Source organism: Deinococcus metalli (assembly GCF_014201805.1).
In the GTDB taxonomy this organism is placed as follows: Bacteria; Deinococcota; Deinococci; order Deinococcales; family Deinococcaceae; genus Deinococcus; species Deinococcus metalli.
The window spans coordinates 87,338-108,356 of the sequence record NZ_JACHFK010000014.1 but is presented as its reverse complement, the minus strand read 5'-3'; the positions used below and the strand labels follow the sequence as shown (position 1 = coordinate 108,356).

Below are 21,019 nucleotides of genomic sequence, written 5' to 3'. Positions count from 1 at the left end.
TTCCAGACCGGCGCGCCGGTCTGGTCGCGTTCCAGCACCACCTGCTTGGTGTTGTCGTACAGGATGGTCTGGGTGATCCCGCCGAAATAGGCGAACGCGTTGACGTGACACCGGATGAAGCTGGCGGTATCGGCCTTGCGGATGAACTCGACGTACAACGCCCGTGACCAGCCCAGCACCATCACGAACGCCCAGATGGAACACGTCTGGCCCTCAAGATTCCGGTAGCTGTACCGCCCGAAGTCCACCTGCGCCTGTTCCCCGGGCTGGGTCTCGAATCGGGTGGTCAGGCGCTGGGCGGACACGTGTGTCCGCCGAAATGGGCGCACAAAGTCCTTGACGACGGTGTACTGGCCGTCGTACCCGCGTTCCTGTAGCTCGCGGAACAACACCACGGCGTTCAGGACGCCCAGCTCGATCCGGCCCGTCAAAAACTCTGTGAACGGGGCCAGCTTGCTGCCCCGAGGTGTGCGTCGGCGTGGCTGCGGGAGGCCGGGATCGCGGAGGTACTTCTTGACGGTGTTCCGACTGACGTCCAGGGTTTTGGCGATGCCGCTGATGGACTGACCTGCCGCCTTGAGCTCGATGATATGCCGCACCTGTGCGCCTCCAAGCATGCCGACCTCCGACTCGCAGTGAATCGCAGATCGTGGGGGGCTCGAACCTCGGCATGGTCAATTCCTATCCGCCACTTTTGATCATTTTTAGGCCGCCAACGACAGATCGAAGAGCGTGTACCGGTTCAGGTTGGTGATGTCGATGCCGTCAGGGTCATTGTCGACCGCGATCAGATCCGCATGGAGGCCAGGAACGGCGTACAGCGTGTGTAGGAGGGCGCTGCCGACCGCGCCCACGCCAGCCAGGACAGCCGGTACGCCCTGCAGCTGTTCAGGCAGGGGCGGGCCGTGGTCGCCCTGGGCCGACGTGGTCAGCTGATAGGCGTCGTACCAGGTGCCGGCAGGCAGGGTGCCGTACTCCTCCTGGACGCCCCGGACGAGTTTGAACACCTCGGCTGCTGCGAGGCAGGCGGCAATATACGGTCCAATCGGGTTGTCATCCCTCGTGGCGTTCCAGGGCGCCTCGACGGCACCGACATAGCCACTCCAGGACGCGGCGCTCACATAGAGCGTGTGCATATCTGCGTCCACGTCGGCACGCTCTGCTCCGACCTGAAGTCGCACGGTCGGTGGAGTGGCCCGGTGCATATCGAGGTGCGGATTGATTCGCCGGGCCGCTGTCGCGAGCGCGTCCGCAAACGAACCTGCGTCCGGTACCAGAGGGGAAATGCCCGGGAGCACCTCGACGTCGGGGTCGAGGTCGACCGTCACCTGAACAACCTCGTCCACTTGCCGGGCGAGCAGGTTGGTCAGCATCCACAGCAGGTGCTGACCAGGACGCGACCGGGCCACGGCTTCATTCACGGCGACCGTGACCGCGGCGGGTTGGAGGGCGGGGTGCAGACGCCCGTCCAGGTCGCCCCGCTGGCGGTTGCCGAGATCATTCGTCGTCATGCAGGCCTCCCGCTTGAATGCTGAACCGGAGATCGAGGTGGTCGTCGACCAGTTGCAGGTGCGCGTCCCGTTCCTCCTGGCTGACCAGTTCCGTCCACCGACCGTCCAGGCGGACGTGCAGGCCGATGCCCTCCAGGTCATGGGGGCAGGCCCGGCCGTAGTCGGGCCACACCAGCGACAGGCTGCCATCGGCTGTGCTGTACGCGTGCGCATCGTCATACGAGGAGTGTCCGACCCACGCCCTCGGGTGGGTGTGAACCTGGGCATACACCACGAGGCCCTGCGCGCCCAGGCGCCGCGCCATCTGCATTCTCGCGGCGGGAGGCACGTGATAGTTGCCCGGGGTCTGATGGAGGGAAGGCTGCACGAGGGTCGTGATGATCCCCCGTTCCTCGGAGTCGGGCCCGGCCCAGAAGGCTGCGGTTTCGACGCCTGCCTGCCAGTATGGCAAGAAGGCCACATGGGTGGCCGTGACGACGTGCCGCGGCACCACGACACGTGCGGGCACGCGCGGCGACCGCAGCTCGGGCAGGGCCTGGGGACGTCTCTTGAGCCAGGGCCACATCTCAGAACCTGCCCTGGTAGTGCTGGGGATGGACGAGGGTGCGCTGCACCACGGCGATCGCGCTGCCGACGCTGTGCCGAAGTGGATCCCAGCGTTGATCGGGCGTCGGTGCGTGCCCACTGACGTAATACCCGTGCCCCAGGGACGTGCAGACGAGCTGGGGTCCGTACGGGTAGGGCGTTTGAAATCCGTAGTTCAGGTGGGTGCGGCAGTCCGGGGCGGTGAGCTGCGCGACGTGGCGCTGGTCGAGGGCGGGATCGTAGGCCTGCGTGGCGGGGTTAACGAAGAGGATGTTGGGGGGAAAGTCAGGGCAGAATTCGCATGAGAGCTTCAGCGTGAAGGTGTCATCGACGCCGGGCAGGGGCCGGGCGTTGAGGGACACCACCAGGGTCAGCGGGGTTGGGCGCTGAATCGCCCAGCCCCACCGCTCGGCTTCACGCTGCCAGTCGGGCGATTCGAGGAACTCAGTGAGGAATGCCCCGGAAAGAACCTGACTGGCCGCGCTCATTCAGGCGCCCCCGGCAGCGGCTTCGATGTCAATGTTCAGCGTGAGGTGCGGCGCGGTACCCACCACCAGGCCGACGGCCAGCAGCGTGTGCAGGGTGTCATTCAGGTGGGGCTGCAGATCGATGCGGGGCTGCGCGCTGGTCAGCACCGCGTCGCCGTCACGGGGCGTTTCCCCCAGCTTCTCGTAGCCCTTGGTGACGACCATCTGCAGGGTGTCGGTGAGCGGCGCGATGACTTCCTTTTTCCGGGCGGTGGTCGTGTAGGTCACGCTCACGTGAACGTTGGCGGATGCGGGCCCCTGGGTGGTGAACTGCTCGATGCCGGCAGGGCTGAGATCGATCACCTGTTCGTCTGTCACAGCCTGATCGTTCCCGGGCCGCTTCAGGTAGAGGGAAACCGTGGCGGGGAGACCGGCCAGCGCCTTGATGTCGCGTCCGGTCATGGTGGCGCTGCGGGTTTCGTACACCTCGTGATCCACCTGGAGCTTGTAGTGGATCTGGTCGTGCGCCGGGGGCGTGTCGCGGCTGATGAACGTCTCGATGCCGTGGCCGTTCAGGTTGACCAGCGCACCCTCAGTGATCGGCTGGAGGTCTCCACCCGTGCGGAGCAGGAGCAGGCTCCGCGTGGCCGGGAGTTGGGCCATCCGGCGGAGCTGCTCCGGGGTGAGGGTCGAATCGGTGGTGGTGTACTCGGTGCCGTCAATGGTGATGCGGTAGAGCGTATCGGTCGTATCCATGGGACTCTTCTCCTTGTGGTGAAGGCCTGCAGGTGGATACACTTTCCTTACCTGCAGACCACAATCCAGGGGCTCAGGACGAGGCCGTTCGGGTGGACGAGACCCGGACGGCTTACTTTTCTTTGCGCACCCCCTTGAAGGGCGCGCTGTCGGCCTTGCCGTCTTTGAAGCGTCCGGTGGCGCTGTCGCGCTTGACCCAGCTGTCGGTGCGGGGGTTGTGCACCTGGCTGCGTCCGCGTACGGCGCCGTGGCGGTAGTTCTGTCCGGTGTTCTTGGCCATTGTTCATCACCTCCTTCGAGCCGCGCACCACATGTGTTCCCACTCGGGAGGTTGGCGTCATAGAAATGGTACACTATGGCGGTGGCTGAGTGCAAGCCATGACCTACCAGATGTAGTAGGCAAAGGGAGAAGACATGCAACATATAGATTTAGGGGACTCCGATGACTGCTCACGAGACCAAGGCGCGTCTGGCCGCCCGCCTGCAGGCCGCGCGCGAGGCCGCCGGCTACTCCAAGACCGACGTCGCCAAGCTGCTCGGCACTGACCGGCAACGTGTCCACGGCATGGAGACCGGTGACCGACCCGTCGACGTGACCACGTTGCTCCAACTGGCGCGCCTCTATGGCCGCGACGCCAGCTCGTTCCTGATGGACGAGGAGCCGGATATCACTGCGGTGCCCGTGGAACTCCGCTCCGCCAATCAGCCACTCTCCGCCGAGTCGCGCGCCGCGATCCAGCTGTGGGGCCACCTGTGTGGGATGTACGCCCAACTCCAAGCGCATTACGGCGAGTCCACCGGCCCCGGGCGGCTTGAGCGCTGGCTGCGTGAGGGCGGCAACAGCCGCCTGCGCGATTTCGCCATCGAAGGTCATGCCCAGGCCGTCCGTCAGGAGATGGGTCTCGACGAGGACAGCGTCGGGGCGCGCATCTTCAACCTGATCTCCAGCCATGGCATTCCGGTCTTCCGGATCGCCCTCGGCCAGAACGGGGTGGAAGGGGCCTTCGTCAACTACCCGGGGTTGGGCCCAGTGATCCTCGTCAACCGCGATAAGCTCCTGACCCGTCAGATCTTCACGGCCGCCCACGAACTGGGGCACGTCATCTACGAGGCCCGCAAGCAGGGTGAGGCAGCGGTGACCTTCCTGGGACAGAAGAATCCCAGTGAATCCCAGATTGACCGCTTCGCCTCGTCGTTCCTGATGCCGCGAACGGCCATCGACCTGTTCCTCGCCCAGCACCTGCAGCAGGGTGAGGAAGGCCTGGGTGCGGATGACGTGGTGCACCTGCAGCGGCATTTCGGGGTGTCGTACTCGGCCATGCTGGTGCGGCTGCGCCGTCTGGGCCACCTTTCCGCTGCGCGCTTTGACGAGCTCAAGCTGGTGTCGCCGCTGAGCCGTGCCACGCGGCTGGGCTATGTCCTAGAGCCCTGGGAGTATGGAACGCCTCCTTCGAGCACGCCGGAGGCGATCGTGTCTGGTCTGCCCAAGGCCTACGTCACTCTGGTCTTGAGTGGCCTAGAGGATGGCCTGCTCTCCCAGGCTGCGGCGGCTGAGGCGATGCTGCTCAGTCTCGAGGAACTTGAACGTTACCTGTACGTGATCGGCCAGAAGGAGCCGGATCTCGACAGCGAGCTCGCGTTCTACGACGAGCACGTGGCCTGAGGGGATGCCTATGGTCGTGATTCTCGACACCGTGACGATCCGGCACTTTGTGGTGCTGGGTGAAGTGGCGACCCTGCGGCGCTGGGTGGGCGGGGATCTGGCCATTCCATGCCGTGTCCACCAGGAACTCCTGGTGGGTGTCGAGAAGCACGATGCCGCCACGCTGTCGACGAATCCCGCGACGGCACAAGTCCGGTCGGCGCGCTTCCAGGCCTACCCGCAGCAGTACACGGCCCTGGGCATCACGGTGCTGGACAGTCCGGACGCCTCGACGCTCAGCCCTGGGGCCGTGAAGCTGCTCGCTGCGCTGGACGCGCAGACCCTGCCGGCCATCCACGCCGGCGAGAAGGAGGTGATCCTTCAAGCTTACGAGACCGGCCTCCGCATCTGCACGGACGACCGTGGGGCTTACCTGACCATCCAGAACCTGAACCGCCAATCTCGTCCCGGCGTTGCCTACCGGGCTTTTCAGGTCGTGGGAACACCGGGGTTGCTTGCCGAACAAATGGCAACTGGGGCCCTGACGTTGCCTGAGGCAGAAACGCATTGGGCCGCGGTTCAGGAAGTCTGGCGCTGGGCACCGAGAAAAACTCTTTCTGAGCTGCTAGACGGGGAGTACTGGTAGCCCAGGGTTCCTGTAAGGGAGAGGGCCAGTACAGCCACATGTGGCGACTGGCCCTCTCTTTGCGGTGTGGCACGAGGTCGGGTGCGGTCACATCAGCACGACAGACCACTCCCCGCGTGGTACGCCTGAGGGATCACGCTGCACCAGGGAGATCCATGACCGCGACACCCGACTTCGCCGACCGCCTCCGTGAACTCGCCACCCGCATCGCCGCCCAGCGGGTCAACATCGCCACCGAGGAGGCCACCAAGCACGCCTTCGTGCTGCCCTTCATTCAGCTGCTCGGCTACGACGTGTTCAACCCTATGGAGGTCACGCCCGAGCTGGTCGCCGATGTCGGCCTGAAAAAGGGCGAGAAGGTCGACTACGCCATCCTGCACGACGGGAAGCCGAGCATGATCTTCGAGTGCAAGGCGCACACCAGCAACCTGCGCGAGGCAGAGTACTCCCAGCTGTTCCGCTACTTTCACGTCAGCAACGTCCGCTTCAGCGTCCTGACCAACGGAGTGCAGTACTGGTTCTTCACCGACCTAGACGCGCCAAACAAGATGGATCCACAGCCCTTCCTGAAGGTCGACCTGCTGGGCCTGCGCGACGGTGACCTGGACGAGCTGCGCAAGTTCACGCGGGCGCAGTTCAACGTGGACACCATCCTCAGCACCGCCAGTGAGCTGAAGTACGTCCGTGAGCTGAAGCGGGCGCTGGCCGAGGAACTGCTGAACCCCAGCGAGGACTTCGCGCGACTGCTGATCGGGAAGGTGCACCAGGGGACGATCACGGCGAAGGTGCGCCAGCAGTTCATCCCGTTCATCAGCAAGGCGTATCAGGCGCACCTGAGCGACGTGTTCAGCGAGCGGCTCAAGGGCGTCATCGGGCAGCAGGGCGCGCAGGATGTGGCGCTCCCAGCCGCGATGTCTGAGACCCGACCCGAGGCTGTGGGCGCCGAGCCCGCATCCCTGGTCACGACGACCACGGAGGAGTACGAGGCCTTCCTGATCGTGCGGGCGATCGTGGCGTCCGAGACGGACGTCACGCGGGTGGTGATGCGGGATGTGCAGAGCTACTGCGGCGTGCTGTTCGACGACAACAACCGCAAGCCGGTGTGCCGGCTGTACCTGAACGGCAAGCGCTGGCAGGTGGGCTTGTTCGACAACGAGGATCGCACCGAGACCCGGCACGATCTCACAGCCGTGACCGATCTGTATCGGCACGGCGAGGCTCTGCGGGCCACGGTTCGGCACTATCTGCCGGAGTTCCATCCCGCCACCGGCGTGGTCCGTTAAGAACCCAGTGTGACGTCAGAGGAGACACGCGTGCCGCTGGGTAAACCACGCACAGTCCCGCCACGTCGGGCCATGCTGCGCCTGCTTCCCACTCTGCGCCTTGCCTCGATGATCGGCGCGTGGCGTTCAGAGCCCCAGCCCCGGTATACCCCAGCTTAACCTGTCTTCGGCATGCTGCGCGGCATGATGACCGCCCCCATTCAGACGCCCTCCACAGCAACGCGCCCACTGTGGATCTGGCCCGCCGCCGGAGCGGCTGCACCCGCTGCCGGCGTGCTGATCCTGGGACAGGAAGTTCTGGAACGCCAGCCGGTCACGCTGGATATCAGCGCCATGACGTGGCTGCACGCGCACACTGGGGCAGGCCTGCAGATCTTCGGGCAGATCATGAATGTCGTGGGCGGCCCGTGGGTCACCACGCCACTGTTCCTGCTGCTGCCGCTGGTTCTGTGGTTCCTGGGGGAGCGCTCCTTCGCAGTCTTCGCGGGTGTGGGCCTGTGGCTGGCCGAGGCGGCGCAGTGGCTGCTCAAGGTGGCGTACGGTCGGCCGCGTCCAGACCTGTGGCCAAGTGACGTGCACGTCTCGGGCCTGTCCTTCCCCAGTGGGCACGCGACCGCCGCGTCGGCCCTGGCCACCGTGCTGGTCGTCCTGGCCTGGCGGAGCCGCTGGCGGTGGGTGGTGCTGGGCACAGGCGTCGTCTACGCTGCGCTGATGGGCTTCACGCGCGTGGTGCTGGGCGTGCACTACCCCACGGACGTGCTCGCCGGGGCGTTGACGGGGCTGATGTGCGTGATGGCCACGCTCGCGGTCCTGCCGTTCCTGAGGCGCGCCTGATGCGCCTGCTGGTCGTCGAGGATGACCCGCACATCGCCGAACTGCTCCGTGATGGCCTGGGCGAGGACGGCTATGAGGTCGACGTGGCCCCCAGCGCCACGGTGGGGGCCGAGCTCGCACAGCTCTTCCCGTACAGCCTGCTGATCCTGGACGTGATGCTGCCCGAGGGCATCGACGCCGGCTATGTGCTGGGCCGACAGCTGCGCGTGGGCGGCCTCGTCACGCCGATCCTGTACCTCACGGCGCGTGGCACGGTCGCCGACCGCGTCCAGGGGCTCGACGCTGGTGGAGACGACTACCTGCTCAAGCCCTTTGACTTCACGGAACTCAGTGCCCGGGTGCGGGCCCTGCTGCGCCGCGCGAGCGGCAACGCCCAGAACACCCTCGCCCTCCCTGGCGGCTGGGTCATGGATCTCGCGGGCCGGGAACTCTACCGTGCGGGCCTCCGCGCCGACCTGGCCCGCCGGGAGTTCGGGCTGCTGGAACTGCTCGCCTTGCATCCCGGGCGGGTGTTCACCCGGGACGAGATCATCAACCGGCTGTGGGGCGGCGAGGCGGGCGTGGAACCCAAACTGATCGACGTGTACGTCAGCATCATCCGCCGCAAGACCGACGACGCGTTGATCGTCACGCTGCGCGGCACCGGGTACCGGCTGGGCGGTGTGGAGTGATCCAGCACCTGAGCCTGCGGGTGAAACTGACCCTCGGGTACGCGCTGGTGTTCGCCGTGACCATCATGCTCGGTGGCGGTGGCGTGTACTTCGCGGCGGAGCGGGCCCTGGGTGCCTCCCTGGACGCCACGTTGCAGGAGACGGCCAGCGTGGCGCGCGCCAGCATTGAGCGGGTCGGTGGTGAGGCGACCTTCACGCCGGATCTCAAGCCCAGCGCCGACCTGAGCATCGAACTGCTGCGGCCGGACGGGCAGGTGATTACGCGGGCTGGGAACGGCTCGGAAGGAGCGCAGGCGCGCTTTCCCGTCACATCCGGCCTGACCACCGAAGATGCCCGCCGGGTGCTGACCCTGCCCGCCGACGGCCTGGTGCTGCGGGTCTCGCGCTCCACCGAGGCCCTCTCGGGTTTCCTGGAGACGCTGGCAAAACTGCTGCTGATCGGTAGCGTGTTCATGATCGCCGCCGCGTGCGCCGCCGGGTACTGGCTCGCCGACCGCGCCCTGCGCCCAGTGGACGCCGTGGCCCGAACCGCCGACGCGATCGCCCGGCGGGGTGACTACGCGGAGCGCGTGCTGCAGGCACCGGGCAACGATGAGATGGCCCGCCTGACGAGAACCGTGAACTCCATGCTTGACGGGCTCGCGGGCACCATCGAGCGGGAGAAGGCCTTCGCGCGCACCGCTGCACATGAGCTGCGCACGCCCCTGACCGTGCTGCGCGGCCGGCTCGACCTGACCCTGCGCAAGCCCCGTGACGCGGCCGAGTACGAGCGCGCCCTGCACGGCATGCGCGGACGGGTCGAGGAACTGCAGACCATCACCGAGGGCCTGCTGGCCCTGGCCCGCACGGAGGCCCCGGCCGCCCTGGCGCCAGTCGACCTGGCCGCGGTGGCCGTCGGTGTCACCCAGGCGCTGGAGGACACGGCCCTCAATTACGGCAAGCGCTTCATCCTGCAGGTCGAACCCGCCCGCGTGAACGCGGAGCACGATGGGGTGGCGCGGGCGCTGAGCAACCTGCTGGAAAACGCCCTCAAATACGGAGAGGGGGAGGCGGTCGTCCTGCGGGCAGCCGGACATGAGTTGATGGTGGAGAGCGCTGGTTCCGGCCCGCTGCGGGAGGACTGGCTGCGGCTGCTGCAACCCTTCGAGCGTGGACTGGACGTGCAGGCCGTCGCAGGCAGCGGTCTGGGCCTGGCGCTCGTCGACGCCCTCGCCCGGCGCTGGCAGGCCCAGCTTATCCCGCAGTGGACGGCCACCACCTTCCAGGTTCACCTCAGGTTCCCCGCCCCATGACGGCGCCCCCGCCGCCCGAGTCGTTGTGGCCGGCGCGCCTCGCCATCCTGGCCGTGATCGGCCTGAACCTGGTGCTGAGCGAACACCTGACCCTCGGGCCCACGTGGCTGCTCCCCAGCCTGGAGGTGCTGCTGCTCCTGCCCCTGGTGGTCGTGCGCGGTCGGGCCCGCCGGCACCTGATCCGGATGGGCCCCCAGGCCCTGACCTGGGCCCGCGACAGCCGCCACCTGGCCATCGCCGTGATCGCCCTGCTGCATCTGACCAACCTGTCCTCGCTGGCTCTGCTGGTGCTCAGCCTGCTGCGTGGCAGCAGCGCCAGTGGGGTCAGCCTGCTGGCCGGCGCGCTGAACATCTGGGTGACCAACGTGCTGGTCTTCAGCCTGTGGTACTGGGAGCTGGATCAGGCTGGCCCGCTGCGCCGGGCCCTGGCGGGCACGCCCCCGGACTTCCGGTACCCGCAGATGGGCCTGACACCGACCATGCCCCCGTGGCGGCCGATGTACCTCGACTATCTTTTCCTGGCGTTCACCAACGGCTCGGCGTTCAGCCCCACGGACGCGCTGCCGCTGAGCCGGCGGGCCAAGGGGCTGATGATGCTGCAGGCCGCCACGTCCATGCTCACGGTCGTCCTGGTGGCCAGCCGGGCGGTGAACATCCTCAAATGAAGCGCCCGAAGGTTCGCCCACTCGTGCTTCCCCTGACGCTGCTGGCCCTGCTGATCCTGGCTGCGTGGATCAACTCCCCGCAGGTGGCGCAGCTGTACGACGCCGGGGCCGACCGGGTGGCGGCGCTCCCACCCGCGCCGGCCTTCACCCGTGGCCAGCGCGTGCTGATGCTCTCCCCCCACCCGGATGATGAGACGCTGTGCTGCGCCGGGATGATCCAGCAGGCCCGCGCGGCCGGCGCGGACGTCACCATCGTGTGGGCGACCGCCGGGGACGGCTTCGAGTTCGATGCCATGGTGACGCGCCGGGTGCTCGATCCCAGCGCCCAGGACATGCGGGCGCTCGGCAACGCGCGCGTCCTGGAGGCCCGCCGCGCCGCCGCGCTGCTGGGCGTCGACGCGGCCCACACGGTCATGCTCGGTTACCCGGATGGCGGTCTCCACAGTCTTTACACCACCAACTACGCGCGGGCGTACACCGTCCCGACCACGGCGGCAGCGGCCGTGTATATCACGGGGGCCCTGACGCCCGGAGCCCCGTACACCGGTCAGGCGCTGGAGGCCGACCTGGGGCGCGTGCTTGACCGCGTTCAGCCGGATCTGGTGCTCGTGCCCTCCCCGCAGGACTTCCACCCGGATCACCACACCCTCTCGTCCATCGCGCAGCGCCTGCTCGCCCACCGGCAGCAGACGGCCCACCTGCGCTTCTGGATGGTTCACGGCGGCCTGGAATGGCCGCTACCCAAGGGCCTGCACCCGCAGTTGTCCCTGACGGTGCCGCCCCTGGCCCCCCTCACGCCCTGGCAGCGGGTCGACCTGGCCGACGCCCAGGCGGCGACCAAACTTGCGGCCGTGGACGCCTACGGCACGCAGACCCGCATCCTCGGCCGGTTCATGCGGGCGTTCGTGCGCCGCAACGAGTTGCTCAGTGCGCCCTGAGGCGGCCCGGTGCAATGTGGCCGCGGGACTGCCGCCGTGCAGAAGATGAACAGGCACCGCCCTCGCCAACCCAGCCGTCTGGAACAGTATGCGGGGCGCTCACGACCTGGAGAATGCGGAGTCGAGCGTGCCTGCTCATGGACTTGGACACGTCACGCCGGCGGCTTCACTTGAACGAGGCGACCGTGGCGGCCTTCGACACCACGAGGCGGATGTACTGCCCACCCATGGCGTGCCCGGGGACGCCGCACACGAAGTAGTACGATCCGGCCTTGCTGGCCTTGAAGACCACCTGGGTGGTGGCTCCTGGTCTGATGCCGGCCTCGACCTTGGCGGGCGCGTAGCCGGACGTGAAGACCGCGTCGCTGGCGTCCGCATCGGTCGGGGCGGCGCCGCCCTGCCGGATCACGAAACTGTGCGGCATGATGCCCATGTTCTTGAATTTGACGGTGACGGTCGCTCCGAGCGGCACGGTGAAGGTGCGATCACCCCTGGCACCGCCGTTGAAATTCAGACCGCCGTTGGTACTCCCCTGCCCGGCGATCAGGTCGATGGTCACGGCCGAGCCCTTGGTCTGCACGGGGGAGGCGGCGTGGGCGGTGCCCAGCAGGACGGCAGTCAACAGGATGGGAATGAAGTTCATGGGTCTCCTGGTTCGTGATGGCGAGAGGGGGAGGGGAGGTCGCCGCCCGTCAGGGCCGGGCAGGCGGGGGAGGGCCGGGGCGCGGCCGGACGTGGCCTGACCGCCTCGCCTGTGTTCACTGTAGGGAGCGCCGGTTACGGCGAGGTTATGACTGCGGGCCAGGTGCCGTAACCGGCCCTTAACTGCGGCCAGTCACGCTGCGCAGCACATCAGCAGCGCGGCGGAAACCCTCCCATTCGGCGCTGAGCCCAGGAGACCCCATGACTGCACACATGCGCCCCAGCCCGTACCACTTCGCTTTCTCCGCCCACAGCGCCGTGTACGGCGTGCTGGACACGCCCGACGCCGCCGAGCTGCTGTGCCGTGACCTGCGTGAACTGGGCCTGGCCCACACGGAGGTCCTCAGTGGGGCAGACGGCCTGATCGCCCTGGACGTGACCGGCGCGCATCATGGGACGGCATGCAGGGTGACGCGGATACTGCAGGGCCTGACCCGCGAACGGGACTTCATTGAGCACTACGGCGCGCAACTGGCCGCCGGCCGCCACGTGGTGGCCCTGCGTCACGGCGTGGGGCGCCACCTGCCGGCCCTGCATTCCGCGTTCCAGCGTCGGGGCGGCCATGACGTGAACCACTACGGGCTGTTCATGGTGGAAGTCCTGTGTTGACGCGACGTGCTGCGCTCAAACCCGCTGCGCGAGTACGCTGAACCATGCGGATATTGCTGGTCGAGGATGAGGAGGCTATCGCGATGCCGCTGCGCCGAGCGCTGGAAAGTCAGGGACATGAAGTGCGGCACGCAGGAACCCTGGAGGCGGGCAGGGCCTCGTTCGTGGATACGGAGCCTGACCTCGCCCTGCTGGATGTCCGCCTTCCGGATGACGCCTCCGGCGGTTTCACGCTGGCGCGGGAGGTGCGTGCTGCCGGCTATCGGGGGCCGCTGCTCTTCCTGACCGCGCGGGACACCAGCGGGGACCGGGTGGAAGGCCTGGATCTGGGGGGTGACGACTACCTCGTCAAGCCTTTCGATCTGCCGGAACTGCTTGCCCGTGTTCGCGCCCTGCTGCGACGGGCCAGCGACCTGCGCAGTGACCGCGTCACGGTGGGTGCACTCGAGCTGGATTTTTCCCGGCAGACGGTGTGTTGGGCGGGCCAGCCCGTATCGTTGAGCGGGAGGGAGTACGCGCTGCTCGAACGACTGGCGCGCTCACCAGGCCGCTTGTACCCCTCGACGGAGCTGTTCGATCTGGTGTGGGATGGGCAAGCCTCGGATCCCGGTGCCGTGAAGGTGTGCGTGCACCACCTCCGGAGCAAACTCGGGCCCGAGGTGATCCGCACCGACGCGCGCGGGTACTGTCTGGGGACTGGCGCACTCACATGAGCCTGCACGCCCGCCTGGCGGGCCTGATCGCGCTGACGGTGGCGGTCGCGCTGGTCGCGCAGGGCCTGTTCGGCTACCTGGAGTTCCGACAGACGGCCCTGCGTGACGTGAACACGGATCTGGATACCTACCTCGCGTCGTTCGTGCGTGATCAGGCGGAAGGCGAGTCGCTGCGCGCCGTGGCGAGCGAGTCCGGCATCCGTGCCCGGCTGCTCAAGAACGGGAAACCCATGCAGGAATTCGGTGGGGCCTTTCCAAACACTTCAGACGCGGATGGCGACACCAGCTGGATCATCCGGCGGACGCCACTCCCGGCGCTGGGGCCGGGGACCGAGCTCGAGGCCACGCTCCCGCTGCACGCCTACCATCTGGGCGTCAATGCCTACCTGCGCACGGTGCTGTACTCCGTGACGGTGATGTCGGTTCTGGGCGCTGCCGTGGCGGCGCTGCTCAGCCGCGGCGCGCTGAAACCGCTCGATCACATGCTCGACATCACCGAGCAGGTCACGGCCTCCGGCGACCTGAGCGCCCGGGTGCCACTGCCGCAGGGCGGCGGGGAGGTCGCCCGGCTGGCCCGTACCTTCAACGCCATGCTGGAGCGCCTGCAGGCCTTCCGCCAACGCGAGACCGAGTTCACCCGACACGCGGCGCACGAGCTGCGCACCCCATTGACGGCACTGCGCGTACAACTGGATGCGCATCGCCACGGTTGGGTGAGCGACGATGAGATCCTGCAGACTGCTGATGAGCAGGTGACCCGCCTGACCCACCTGACCACAGCGCTGTTGACCCTCGCCCGTGAGAACCGGGCCGAACTGGTGCCCTTCGACATCGGCGCGTGTACTCAGTCGCTGGCCCGCAGACACGGCGCGGCCTATGATGGCCCGGCGCACGTCCAGTTGCGGGGCAACGAGGCCCTGCTCACGCAGGCGTTGGAGAACCTGCTGCTCAACGCGGCCCGGCACGCACCGGGCGCCAGCATCCGGCTTCAGGTGCAGACACGGGCAAACCGAGTCTACGTCAGCGTGGAAGACGAAGGGCCCGGCGTTCCGGGCGCGGCCCTGGCGCACTTGGGCAAGGAGTTCTATCGCGCGCCGGGGAGCGTCACTGACGGTAGTGGCCTGGGCTTGGCCGTCGTCGCGCGGATCTGCCAAGTGCACGGCGGCGTACTCCAGGTTCAGCCGGTCACGCCACACGGCCTCAGGATCACACTGAATCTCAGTGGCGACGCGGGCTTGTCCGGCTGGTTGACGGACGTGCCTGCACTGGCCCGCAGACCATGAGCCGTCACTTCAGCGCGCCGGCCGCGAGCAGGGCCAGGATGACCACACCCATGATCACCCGGTAGACCGCAAAGCCCCGGAAGTCATGCGTGGACACGTAGCGCAGCAGCCACGTCACCGACAGTAGCGCCGTCACGAAGGCCACGCCCGTCCCGATGACCAGCGTGACGCTCCCGCCGGGAATGCTGCCCAGCGCGTGCCGGGCCTTGTACAGGCTGTACAGGCCCGCGCCGCCCAGGATCGGGATGCCCAGGAAGAACGAGAAGGCCGTGGCTGTTACGCGGTTCAGGCCCGTGAGCAGGCCGCCGACGATGCTGGCCCCGCTGCGGGATACGCCGGGAATGATCGCGACCGCCTGCGCCACCCCGATCAGCGCTGCCTGCCGGATGGTGACGCTGTCCAGGTCGGGCTCGGTCAGCTCGACCGTGGCCTCATGCCGCCGGGTGTCCACCCACCACAGAATGATCCCACCGAGGATGGCGCTGATCGCCACGGTCAGTGGGGAGAACAGGGCGGCCTTGATGGCCTTCTCGAACAGCAGCCCCAGCAGGGCGGCCGGCACCGAGGCCACGATCAGGTTCAGCCAGAAGGTGCGGGCGGGCGCGCTGCCCTGGAAGAGGCGGGTGAGCTGCCCGATCAGCTGCCGCCAGTAGTAGAGGATCACGGCCAGGATCGCGCCGAGCTGGATAACGACGGTGAAGACCTCCCCGGTATCGCGGTAGCCGATCAGGCTCTCGGCGACGATCAGGTGACCGGTGGAGGAGACGGGGAGGAACTCGGTGAGGCCCTCGACCACGCCGAGGATCACCGCCTGGAGTTCTGGAGTCATGGACGTGACGGTATGGAATGCAGGTAAAGCCCAGGTATACCCATGGCACACGCAAAACCGCGAACCCTGCAGTCCGCGGCTTCGACACCCTGGGGGAGGGTCATGTGGTCACGCTCAGGTGCCGGCCCCCATCACCATGGCCTGGAAGGTGTAGCTGAAGTGGGTGACGGGATTCGTCAGGGTAAAGAGGCCGACCTGACCGACCCGCTGGGTCTTGTTCGTCCGCCAGATCGACAGGCCCACCTGTCCGGGCGCTTCCTGGGGCAGGAGCTTGAAGTGGACATTGTTGGGCATGTTCACAACGGCGAGCTGTATATTCTTGAAAGTTCCCAGCTTGGACATGGCGACTTCAGGGATAATGACACTCTGCCACGCACTCTCGGTATAGAGTTGATTATCTGGAGTGTATCCGCCCCCTTTTGATTCGCTGACGATGGTTGCCTGTGGAACATCCAGCGGCGCAGCGTGAACCTGGCTGAACAGGGCGGCGAAGGGTAGTACGGTATACAGAAGGGTCTTTTTCATGGTGAATCTCCTTTACGCCTTCTGTTTTAGGCGGCCCACCTTTAGGGAAGGTATAGCCGGGAACGGCGTTCAGGAGCGGCTGGCCTTCCACAGGCTGACGGCGACGAAGACCAGCACGGCCAGCGGCAGCACCACCCACGCGCCCGCGAGGTGGGCGAGGAGCGCCGTGACGATCAATGCCGCGACCACGGCGGCCGCCACCGTCCAGTCGTCCCCGACGATGAAGTCGTACCAGAACCGGAAGAAGCTTGTCACGTACTTCACGCGGTCACCTCCGTGCGCGCCGCCCGGGCCGTGTGCAGCCGCCTGAGCCACGACACATACCCATACGACGCGGCCGCGTACACGACCAGCAGACCGAGGATCGCCGTATCTCCGCCGGGCCACACTGCTCCGGCCCCCTCGGCCGCCCAGAACGTGCCGAAGGTGGTGAGCATCACGCCGACCGTGAACTTCAGGGTGTTTTCCGGCACCTGACTGAGCGGCCGGTGGATCAGCAGGCCCAGGCCCAGGACGACCAGCAGCGCGGCACCGGCCCCCCAGGCGGCCAGCCCGAGCCGCTGGGCGCTGGCGCCGAAGGTCACCACGATGAACGCCACCTCCAGGCCCTCGAGCAGCACGCTCTTGAAGGTCAGTGCGAACCCATACGAGTCCAGAGCGCCGGGGGCCACCGCGCCCTGCGCCCGTGCGGCGGTGGTCTCTTCGGCGAAGGTGACGTCCTCGTCATGCAGGGCCTTGAAGCCGCTGGCGCGCAGCATGGCCTTGCGCCACCACTGCACGCCGAAGACGAGCAGTAGGCCGCCCACGATCAGGCGCAGGGGTTGCAACGGAATGCGACCGAGCACCGGTCCGAAAAGAGCGACGATGATGGCCAGTACGGCCAGGGCGGCGGCCGTTCCGATCAGGGCGGAGCGCCAGCCGCGTGTGAGGCCCACCGCCAGCACGATGGTCAGCGCCTCGACCATCTCCACCGAGGACGCGAGAAACGACGACAGAAACAGAAAAATGCCATTCATGGATTCACCTTGGGCAGCGCACCCGCGCTGCCATGGATCGTGGAAAAGGGCCAGCTGGGTGGTCTCAGCGGGCCGCTGGAACTGACTGTCCTACCGTCTGTTCCGCAGGCAGGGCGGCGTCGGCATACACCAGGGTTCGCTGCGGATCGAGGGTAATCCACACGACCGTTCCATCTGGTACCCGGTGCGGGCAGTGTGCCAGCACCCGTTCGCCGCTGTCCAGGGTCAGCCATACCTGGAAGAACCCGCCGACGTACGCGCAGTGTACCGGACGGGCCGTGAACGCATTCGGCTGGGGGGTGTCGTGGAGGATCAAGGCGTCCGGACGGAGCGCCAGGCGCACCGGTCCCTGCAGCCGGGCGGGTGCCGGCAGGGTTACGCTCACGGTGCCGCAGCGCACGGCCCCTCCGTCCACCACGCCGCTCACCTGGCCGGCGGCGCCGGTGAACCCAGCGACGAACAGCGTGGCGGGCGCCGCGTACACTTCTTCGGGCGGTGCGAACTGCACCAGCTGCCCGGCACGCATCACGCCCAGCCGATCCGCGAGGAAGAACGCCTCCGCCTGGTCATGCGTGATGTATACGGCCGTGACGCCGCCCTCGCGGGTGAGCTGCGCGATCTCCAGGCGCAGCTCATCACGGAGCTGCGCATCGAGGTTCGAAAGCGGCTCGTCAAACAGCAACACCTCCGGCTCCCCGGCCAGCGCGCGGGCCAGCGCCACCCGCTGCTGCTGCCCGCCGGACAACTCAAACGGAAACCGGGCCGCGTGGGCGTCGAGGCCTACGCGTTCCAGCGTCCGCCGGGCCCGCTCCCGCCAGTCGCGGTGGCGGGCCTCGCGCAGCGGCAGGGCCACGTTCTCCAGGGCGCTCAGGTGGGGCCACAGCGCGTACTCCTGAAAGACCATGCCCAGTCGGCGCTCCTCTGGCGGGACGCGCAGGCCCCGGCTGGCGTCCTCAACCACGCGCCCGCCCAATGTGATCCGGCCCGCGTCGAGCGTCTCCAGTCCGGCCAGGGCCCGCAGCAGCGTGGTCTTCCCGGAACCGGACGGCCCGAGCAGCACCACGAACTCGCCGGCCTGCACATAGAGGCTGACGGTGTCCAGCGCCTGCACGCTGCCAAAGCGGCGGGACGCCACCTCGATGATTAGGCCACTCACGCAGTACCGGCCGGCGGTATGGATGCGGGGTGGGGCTCCACCGCCGACGGAGTGGCTGGCACTGTGGCGCGCTGCCACCCGGCCGGTACCACCCGGGCGAAGATCCAGCGCAGTGCCCACACGGCCAGCAGCACCAGCCCGACCGCTTCCAGTTCCAGTGCCGCGCCCAGCGAGTAATCGAAGTTGTTCGAGCAGCTCACCAGCGCCACCGGCAGCGGCGGGGAGCCCGGTGGATACAGCAGCTGACTCATCGGCAGCTCGAACATGATATGCGTCGCAGAGAGCAGCCACGCCGAGAACAGGGGCGCGGCCAGCAGCGGCACCGTGATGGTGCGGAGCACCGCGCCCGGCCCCAGGCCGTGCGTGCGCGCCGCCTCACCGAGACTGCGGTGGAGCTGCGTGACCGGCCCCAGCAGCAACCGGCTGGTGCTCGGCATGCCCCCCGCCGCGTACGAGACGCCGAGCAGCCACGACGTGCCGTACAACGGCAGGAACGGCCGGTTGAACGCGAAAATATACCCTGCAGCGAGCACCAGGCCCGGCGTGGCCATCGCGCCGAGGAGCGCCAGGTCAAGGCCCCGCGCCAGCGGCGTGGGCCGGCTGAGCAGGCCGGCCAGGCCCAGTCCGAGCGCGACCGCCACTGTGGCCGCCAGCACGGCCAGCAGTGCCGAATACATGAATGGCCCGCCCAGACCCGTGTGGGCCGCCGCCACGAAGTACTCCAGCGTGATGTTCGGGACGCTCAGGCCGTCACTGATGCGCCTCAGGAACGCGCTGACCACCGTTCCCAGGGCCGGGATGCCCAGCGCGAGGAGCACCAGCGCGGTCAGGCCCAGCCGGGCCGTGACGGTGCCGGCCCATCCAAGCGGTACCCGGCGCGGCGGTCTGGAACGCCCGGTCAGGGACGCGTACGCCCGGGCCCGCCGGGCCACCCGCGCCTGCAGCAGCAGCGCCACGCCCGTGATGAGCAGCAGGAGCCAGCTGGTCGCCGAGGCCAGCGGGAAGTCCAGCGGATTGGCGTACAGTGCCCGGTAGATCGCGAAGGTCGCCACCGGGAAGTGCGCGTTTGCCGCGAGGGTGCTCGCCACCCCGAAATCTCCCAGCGACTCCGCGAACGACACCGCAAACGCGGCGGCAACGGCAGGTGCCAGCAGCCGCACCGTCAGCCAGGTGCGCCGGGACGGGCGGACGCCATGCACGCGCGCGGCCTCGTCCAGCTCGCCCCCCACGCCACTCCATGCCGACGCCGTCGCCAGGTACGAGAAGGGCACATGCGCGAGGGCCAGCACGAGGATCACCCCGCTCGGCCCGAGGATGACCGTGCGCAGGCCCGGCCAGTCGAGGCCCAGGCCGGACAGCACCCCACCCCGCTGAATCAGGGCCAGCCATCCGACCGACACCAGGTACGACGGCGTGAGTAGCAGAACCCACATCAGGCCTTCGATGACGCGGCCCTCAGGCAGCGTGGTGCGCCGCGCCAGCCAAGACAGGAGGAGGCCCAGCGCCGCGGAGATCACCGCCGACACCACGCCGACGAGCAGCGAGTTCCGCAGCGCTTCGAGCGCGTAGCCGTCGAGCGCCCGGGCAAACGAGCCCACTCCTCCCCCCGCCTGTCCGAACAGGCCGGGGACGAACGACAGCAGCAGGAAGCTCAGCAGTGGGTAGAGCAGCAGCACGCCCACCACCACGAGCAGCGCCGCGCCGGCCACATGGGTCAGAATGCGGTACGGCCGGTGCCCCCCTGGCCGTGGACGGGCACCGACGCTCAGGAATCGGGTGTTCAGCGCGGCCACCGACTCAGCGCGCGATGGTGTTCGCGAACCACGTGTTGATCTCGGCCTCGCGCGGACCCCACACGAGCGGATCGACCTTCAGGAACGCGACCTTCTCGATGGGCGTCGCCAGGGCGTTGGCGCTCACCCCGTCGACCAGCGGGTAGAAGTAACCGTCACTGTCCCCGGAGTTCAGGGCGGCCGCCTGCCCCTCGGGGGACAGGAAGAACTCGATGAACTTCTTGACGCTGTCCTGCACCGCCGGGCTGGCCTTGGCGCTGATGCCGAAATCAGAGGGCAGCAGGGACACGCCCTTGGGATACACGACCTTCACGGCCTCTTTCTTGATCAGCGCGTCCACCGCGCGGGTGCTCTGCGCGGCGGCGATGGCGATCCCGCCGGAGAGCAGCTGCTTGATCATCGGGCCGTTCGTGTCGAACACCTGCAGGCCGTTGGCCTTCACGCTGCTCAGCACCGCTTTCCCCTGCGCCTCGCCGCCCATGGCCTGCATCAGGCCCGCCACCAGCGGGTACGTCGGGCCGGACACCGCCGGGTTGGGCATGCCGACCAGCCCTTTCCATTCGGGCTTGCTCAGCTCCGCCCAGCTGACGGGCATCTTGCTATCCGGCACCAGCTTGGTGTTCACGATGAACACGCCAGCCAGCGTCACGCCGCCAGGAATGTAGGCCTTGTCGGCGGGGCGCACCTGTTTGGACAGCGCGTTCCATTTCACGTCCGGCTCCCACCCCTTCAGGAGCATGTTCTGGTTGGCCAGGTCGCGCATCGCCTCGGCCCCGTCGAACCACACCACGTTCCACTGCGGATTCTGCTTCTCGGCCTGCACCTTGGCCACCAGCGGGCCGGTGGACAGATCCACCATCTTGACCGGAATCCCGGTCTTCTTAGTAAAGGCGTCAATGACGTTCTGCGCGTACCCGATGGCCGAGTACATCACGATCGGCGCGGGCGTCTGGGCAGAGGCGGTGGCGGTCAGGCACAGGGCAGACAACAGCAGGATAGATCGGTTCATGGCGTCCTCCAGGGTCGCGTGGGGCGGGTCTTGCCCGCCACATGACGCCCGCGCTGTCAGGCTGAAGTCAGCCGCGCGGCCGTGACAGACGCGT

25 protein-coding genes are annotated in these 21,019 nt (G+C 67.7%); 11 read left to right on the top strand and 14 right to left on the bottom strand.

The features are described from left to right. The 6 genes from istA to HNQ07_RS20785 all read right to left on the bottom strand — a co-directional run. The coding region (gene istA, locus HNQ07_RS20810) for an IS21 family transposase (RefSeq protein ID WP_184115388.1) at positions 1-617 on the bottom strand (617 nt) is incomplete at its 3' end. 87 nt (positions 618-704) lie between these two features. Continuing rightward, complete coding sequence (locus HNQ07_RS20805; RefSeq protein WP_184115386.1) at positions 705-1,511, bottom strand: BilD N-terminal domain-containing protein; 807 nt, start codon at positions 1,509-1,511, stop codon at positions 705-707. Beyond that, entirely contained in the window at positions 1,498-2,076 is a 579-nt protein-coding gene (locus HNQ07_RS20800) for a Mov34/MPN/PAD-1 family protein (protein ID WP_184115384.1), read from the bottom strand. The genes HNQ07_RS20805 and HNQ07_RS20800 overlap by 14 nt, the downstream gene beginning before the upstream one ends. 1 nt (position 2,077) lies before the next feature. Continuing rightward, entirely contained in the window at positions 2,078-2,584 is a 507-nt protein-coding gene (locus tag HNQ07_RS20795) for a hypothetical protein (RefSeq protein ID WP_184115376.1), read from the bottom strand. Further along, on the bottom strand, positions 2,585-3,319 hold the full coding sequence (locus HNQ07_RS20790; RefSeq protein WP_184115374.1) for a multiubiquitin domain-containing protein: 735 nt from the start codon (positions 3,317-3,319) through the stop codon (positions 2,585-2,587). It abuts the gene before it with no gap. Positions 3,320-3,431: 112 nt separating this feature from the next. Next, a complete protein-coding gene (locus HNQ07_RS20785) occupies positions 3,432-3,599 on the bottom strand; it encodes a hypothetical protein (protein ID WP_184115372.1) in 168 nt (55 codons plus the stop codon). Positions 3,600-3,761: 162 nt separating this feature from the next. Here HNQ07_RS20785 and HNQ07_RS20780 point away from each other — a divergent pair, with 162 nt between their 5' ends. The 8 genes from HNQ07_RS20780 (at position 3,762) to HNQ07_RS20745 (ending at position 11,290) form a co-directional block, all read left to right on the top strand. After that, a complete protein-coding gene (locus HNQ07_RS20780; RefSeq protein WP_184115371.1) occupies positions 3,762-4,982 on the top strand; it encodes a helix-turn-helix domain-containing protein in 1,221 nt (406 codons plus the stop codon). Positions 4,983-4,992: 10 nt separating this feature from the next. Then, positions 4,993-5,607, top strand: coding sequence for a hypothetical protein (locus HNQ07_RS20775; RefSeq protein WP_184115369.1), 615 nt, complete (start codon positions 4,993-4,995; stop codon positions 5,605-5,607). Positions 5,608-5,762: 155 nt separating this feature from the next. Continuing rightward, a complete protein-coding gene (locus HNQ07_RS20770) occupies positions 5,763-6,890 on the top strand; it encodes a type I restriction endonuclease (protein WP_184115367.1) in 1,128 nt (375 codons plus the stop codon). Positions 6,891-7,073: 183 nt separating this feature from the next. Continuing rightward, positions 7,074-7,724: a phosphatase PAP2 family protein gene (locus tag HNQ07_RS20765; RefSeq protein WP_184115365.1), complete on the top strand. Its 651-nt coding sequence runs from the start codon at positions 7,074-7,076 to the stop codon at positions 7,722-7,724. Continuing rightward, positions 7,724-8,395: a response regulator transcription factor gene (locus tag HNQ07_RS20760; RefSeq protein ID WP_184115363.1), complete on the top strand. Its 672-nt coding sequence runs from the start codon at positions 7,724-7,726 to the stop codon at positions 8,393-8,395. Before HNQ07_RS20765 ends, HNQ07_RS20760 begins: the two co-directional genes overlap by 1 nt. Next, positions 8,392-9,687 carry a histidine kinase dimerization/phospho-acceptor domain-containing protein gene (locus HNQ07_RS20755; RefSeq protein ID WP_229832279.1) on the top strand — a complete coding sequence of 432 codons (1,296 nt, stop codon included), beginning with the start codon at positions 8,392-8,394 and terminating at the stop codon, positions 9,685-9,687. Before HNQ07_RS20760 ends, HNQ07_RS20755 begins: the two co-directional genes overlap by 4 nt. After that, a complete protein-coding gene (locus HNQ07_RS20750; RefSeq protein ID WP_184115361.1) occupies positions 9,684-10,352 on the top strand; it encodes a hypothetical protein in 669 nt (222 codons plus the stop codon). The genes HNQ07_RS20755 and HNQ07_RS20750 overlap by 4 nt, the downstream gene beginning before the upstream one ends. Beyond that, positions 10,349-11,290 carry a PIG-L deacetylase family protein gene (locus HNQ07_RS20745; RefSeq protein ID WP_184115359.1) on the top strand — a complete coding sequence of 314 codons (942 nt, stop codon included), beginning with the start codon at positions 10,349-10,351 and terminating at the stop codon, positions 11,288-11,290. Before HNQ07_RS20750 ends, HNQ07_RS20745 begins: the two co-directional genes overlap by 4 nt. 166 nt (positions 11,291-11,456) lie before the next feature. Here HNQ07_RS20745 and HNQ07_RS20740 read toward each other — a convergent pair whose 3' ends face one another. Beyond that, the gene (locus HNQ07_RS20740) at positions 11,457-11,933 is read right to left on the bottom strand and encodes a sulfocyanin-like copper-binding protein (protein ID WP_184115357.1); all 477 of its coding nucleotides are present in this window, start codon (positions 11,931-11,933) and stop codon (positions 11,457-11,459) included. A gap of 260 nt (positions 11,934-12,193) precedes the next feature. On the opposite strand from HNQ07_RS20740, the gene HNQ07_RS20735 reads away from it, so the two are divergent. Genes HNQ07_RS20735 through HNQ07_RS20725 form a run of 3 tightly spaced genes read left to right on the top strand, consistent with a single transcriptional unit; the run spans position 12,194 to position 14,597 of the window. Continuing rightward, positions 12,194-12,601: a hypothetical protein gene (locus tag HNQ07_RS20735; protein WP_184115355.1), complete on the top strand. Its 408-nt coding sequence runs from the start codon at positions 12,194-12,196 to the stop codon at positions 12,599-12,601. A 44-nt stretch (positions 12,602-12,645) separates the two neighbouring features. After that, a complete protein-coding gene (locus HNQ07_RS20730) occupies positions 12,646-13,314 on the top strand; it encodes a response regulator transcription factor (RefSeq protein WP_184115354.1) in 669 nt (222 codons plus the stop codon). Beyond that, the gene (locus HNQ07_RS20725) at positions 13,311-14,597 is read left to right on the top strand and encodes an ATP-binding protein (RefSeq protein ID WP_184115353.1); all 1,287 of its coding nucleotides are present in this window, start codon (positions 13,311-13,313) and stop codon (positions 14,595-14,597) included. Before HNQ07_RS20730 ends, HNQ07_RS20725 begins: the two co-directional genes overlap by 4 nt. A 4-nt stretch (positions 14,598-14,601) precedes the next feature. Here HNQ07_RS20725 and HNQ07_RS20720 read toward each other — a convergent pair whose 3' ends face one another. The 7 genes from HNQ07_RS20720 to HNQ07_RS20690 form a co-directional block, all read right to left on the bottom strand. Further along, entirely contained in the window at positions 14,602-15,426 is an 825-nt protein-coding gene (locus HNQ07_RS20720; RefSeq protein WP_184115352.1) for an undecaprenyl-diphosphate phosphatase, read from the bottom strand. Between the two features lie 114 nt (positions 15,427-15,540). Then, positions 15,541-15,951: a hypothetical protein gene (locus tag HNQ07_RS20715; protein ID WP_184115351.1), complete on the bottom strand. Its 411-nt coding sequence runs from the start codon at positions 15,949-15,951 to the stop codon at positions 15,541-15,543. Between the two features lie 69 nt (positions 15,952-16,020). After that, a complete protein-coding gene (locus HNQ07_RS20710; protein ID WP_221275259.1) occupies positions 16,021-16,215 on the bottom strand; it encodes a hypothetical protein in 195 nt (64 codons plus the stop codon). Continuing rightward, a complete protein-coding gene (locus HNQ07_RS20705) occupies positions 16,212-16,967 on the bottom strand; it encodes a COG4280 domain-containing protein (RefSeq protein ID WP_184115350.1) in 756 nt (251 codons plus the stop codon). The genes HNQ07_RS20710 and HNQ07_RS20705 overlap by 4 nt, the downstream gene beginning before the upstream one ends. A gap of 64 nt (positions 16,968-17,031) precedes the next feature. Continuing rightward, positions 17,032-18,123: an ABC transporter ATP-binding protein gene (locus tag HNQ07_RS20700; RefSeq protein WP_184115348.1), complete on the bottom strand. Its 1,092-nt coding sequence runs from the start codon at positions 18,121-18,123 to the stop codon at positions 17,032-17,034. Beyond that, positions 18,120-19,832: an ABC transporter permease gene (locus HNQ07_RS20695; protein ID WP_184115346.1), complete on the bottom strand. Its 1,713-nt coding sequence runs from the start codon at positions 19,830-19,832 to the stop codon at positions 18,120-18,122. The genes HNQ07_RS20700 and HNQ07_RS20695 overlap by 4 nt, the downstream gene beginning before the upstream one ends. A gap of 88 nt (positions 19,833-19,920) precedes the next feature. After that, a complete protein-coding gene (locus HNQ07_RS20690; RefSeq protein ID WP_184115344.1) occupies positions 19,921-20,925 on the bottom strand; it encodes an ABC transporter substrate-binding protein in 1,005 nt (334 codons plus the stop codon). Between the last annotated feature and the right edge of the window lie 94 nt (positions 20,926-21,019).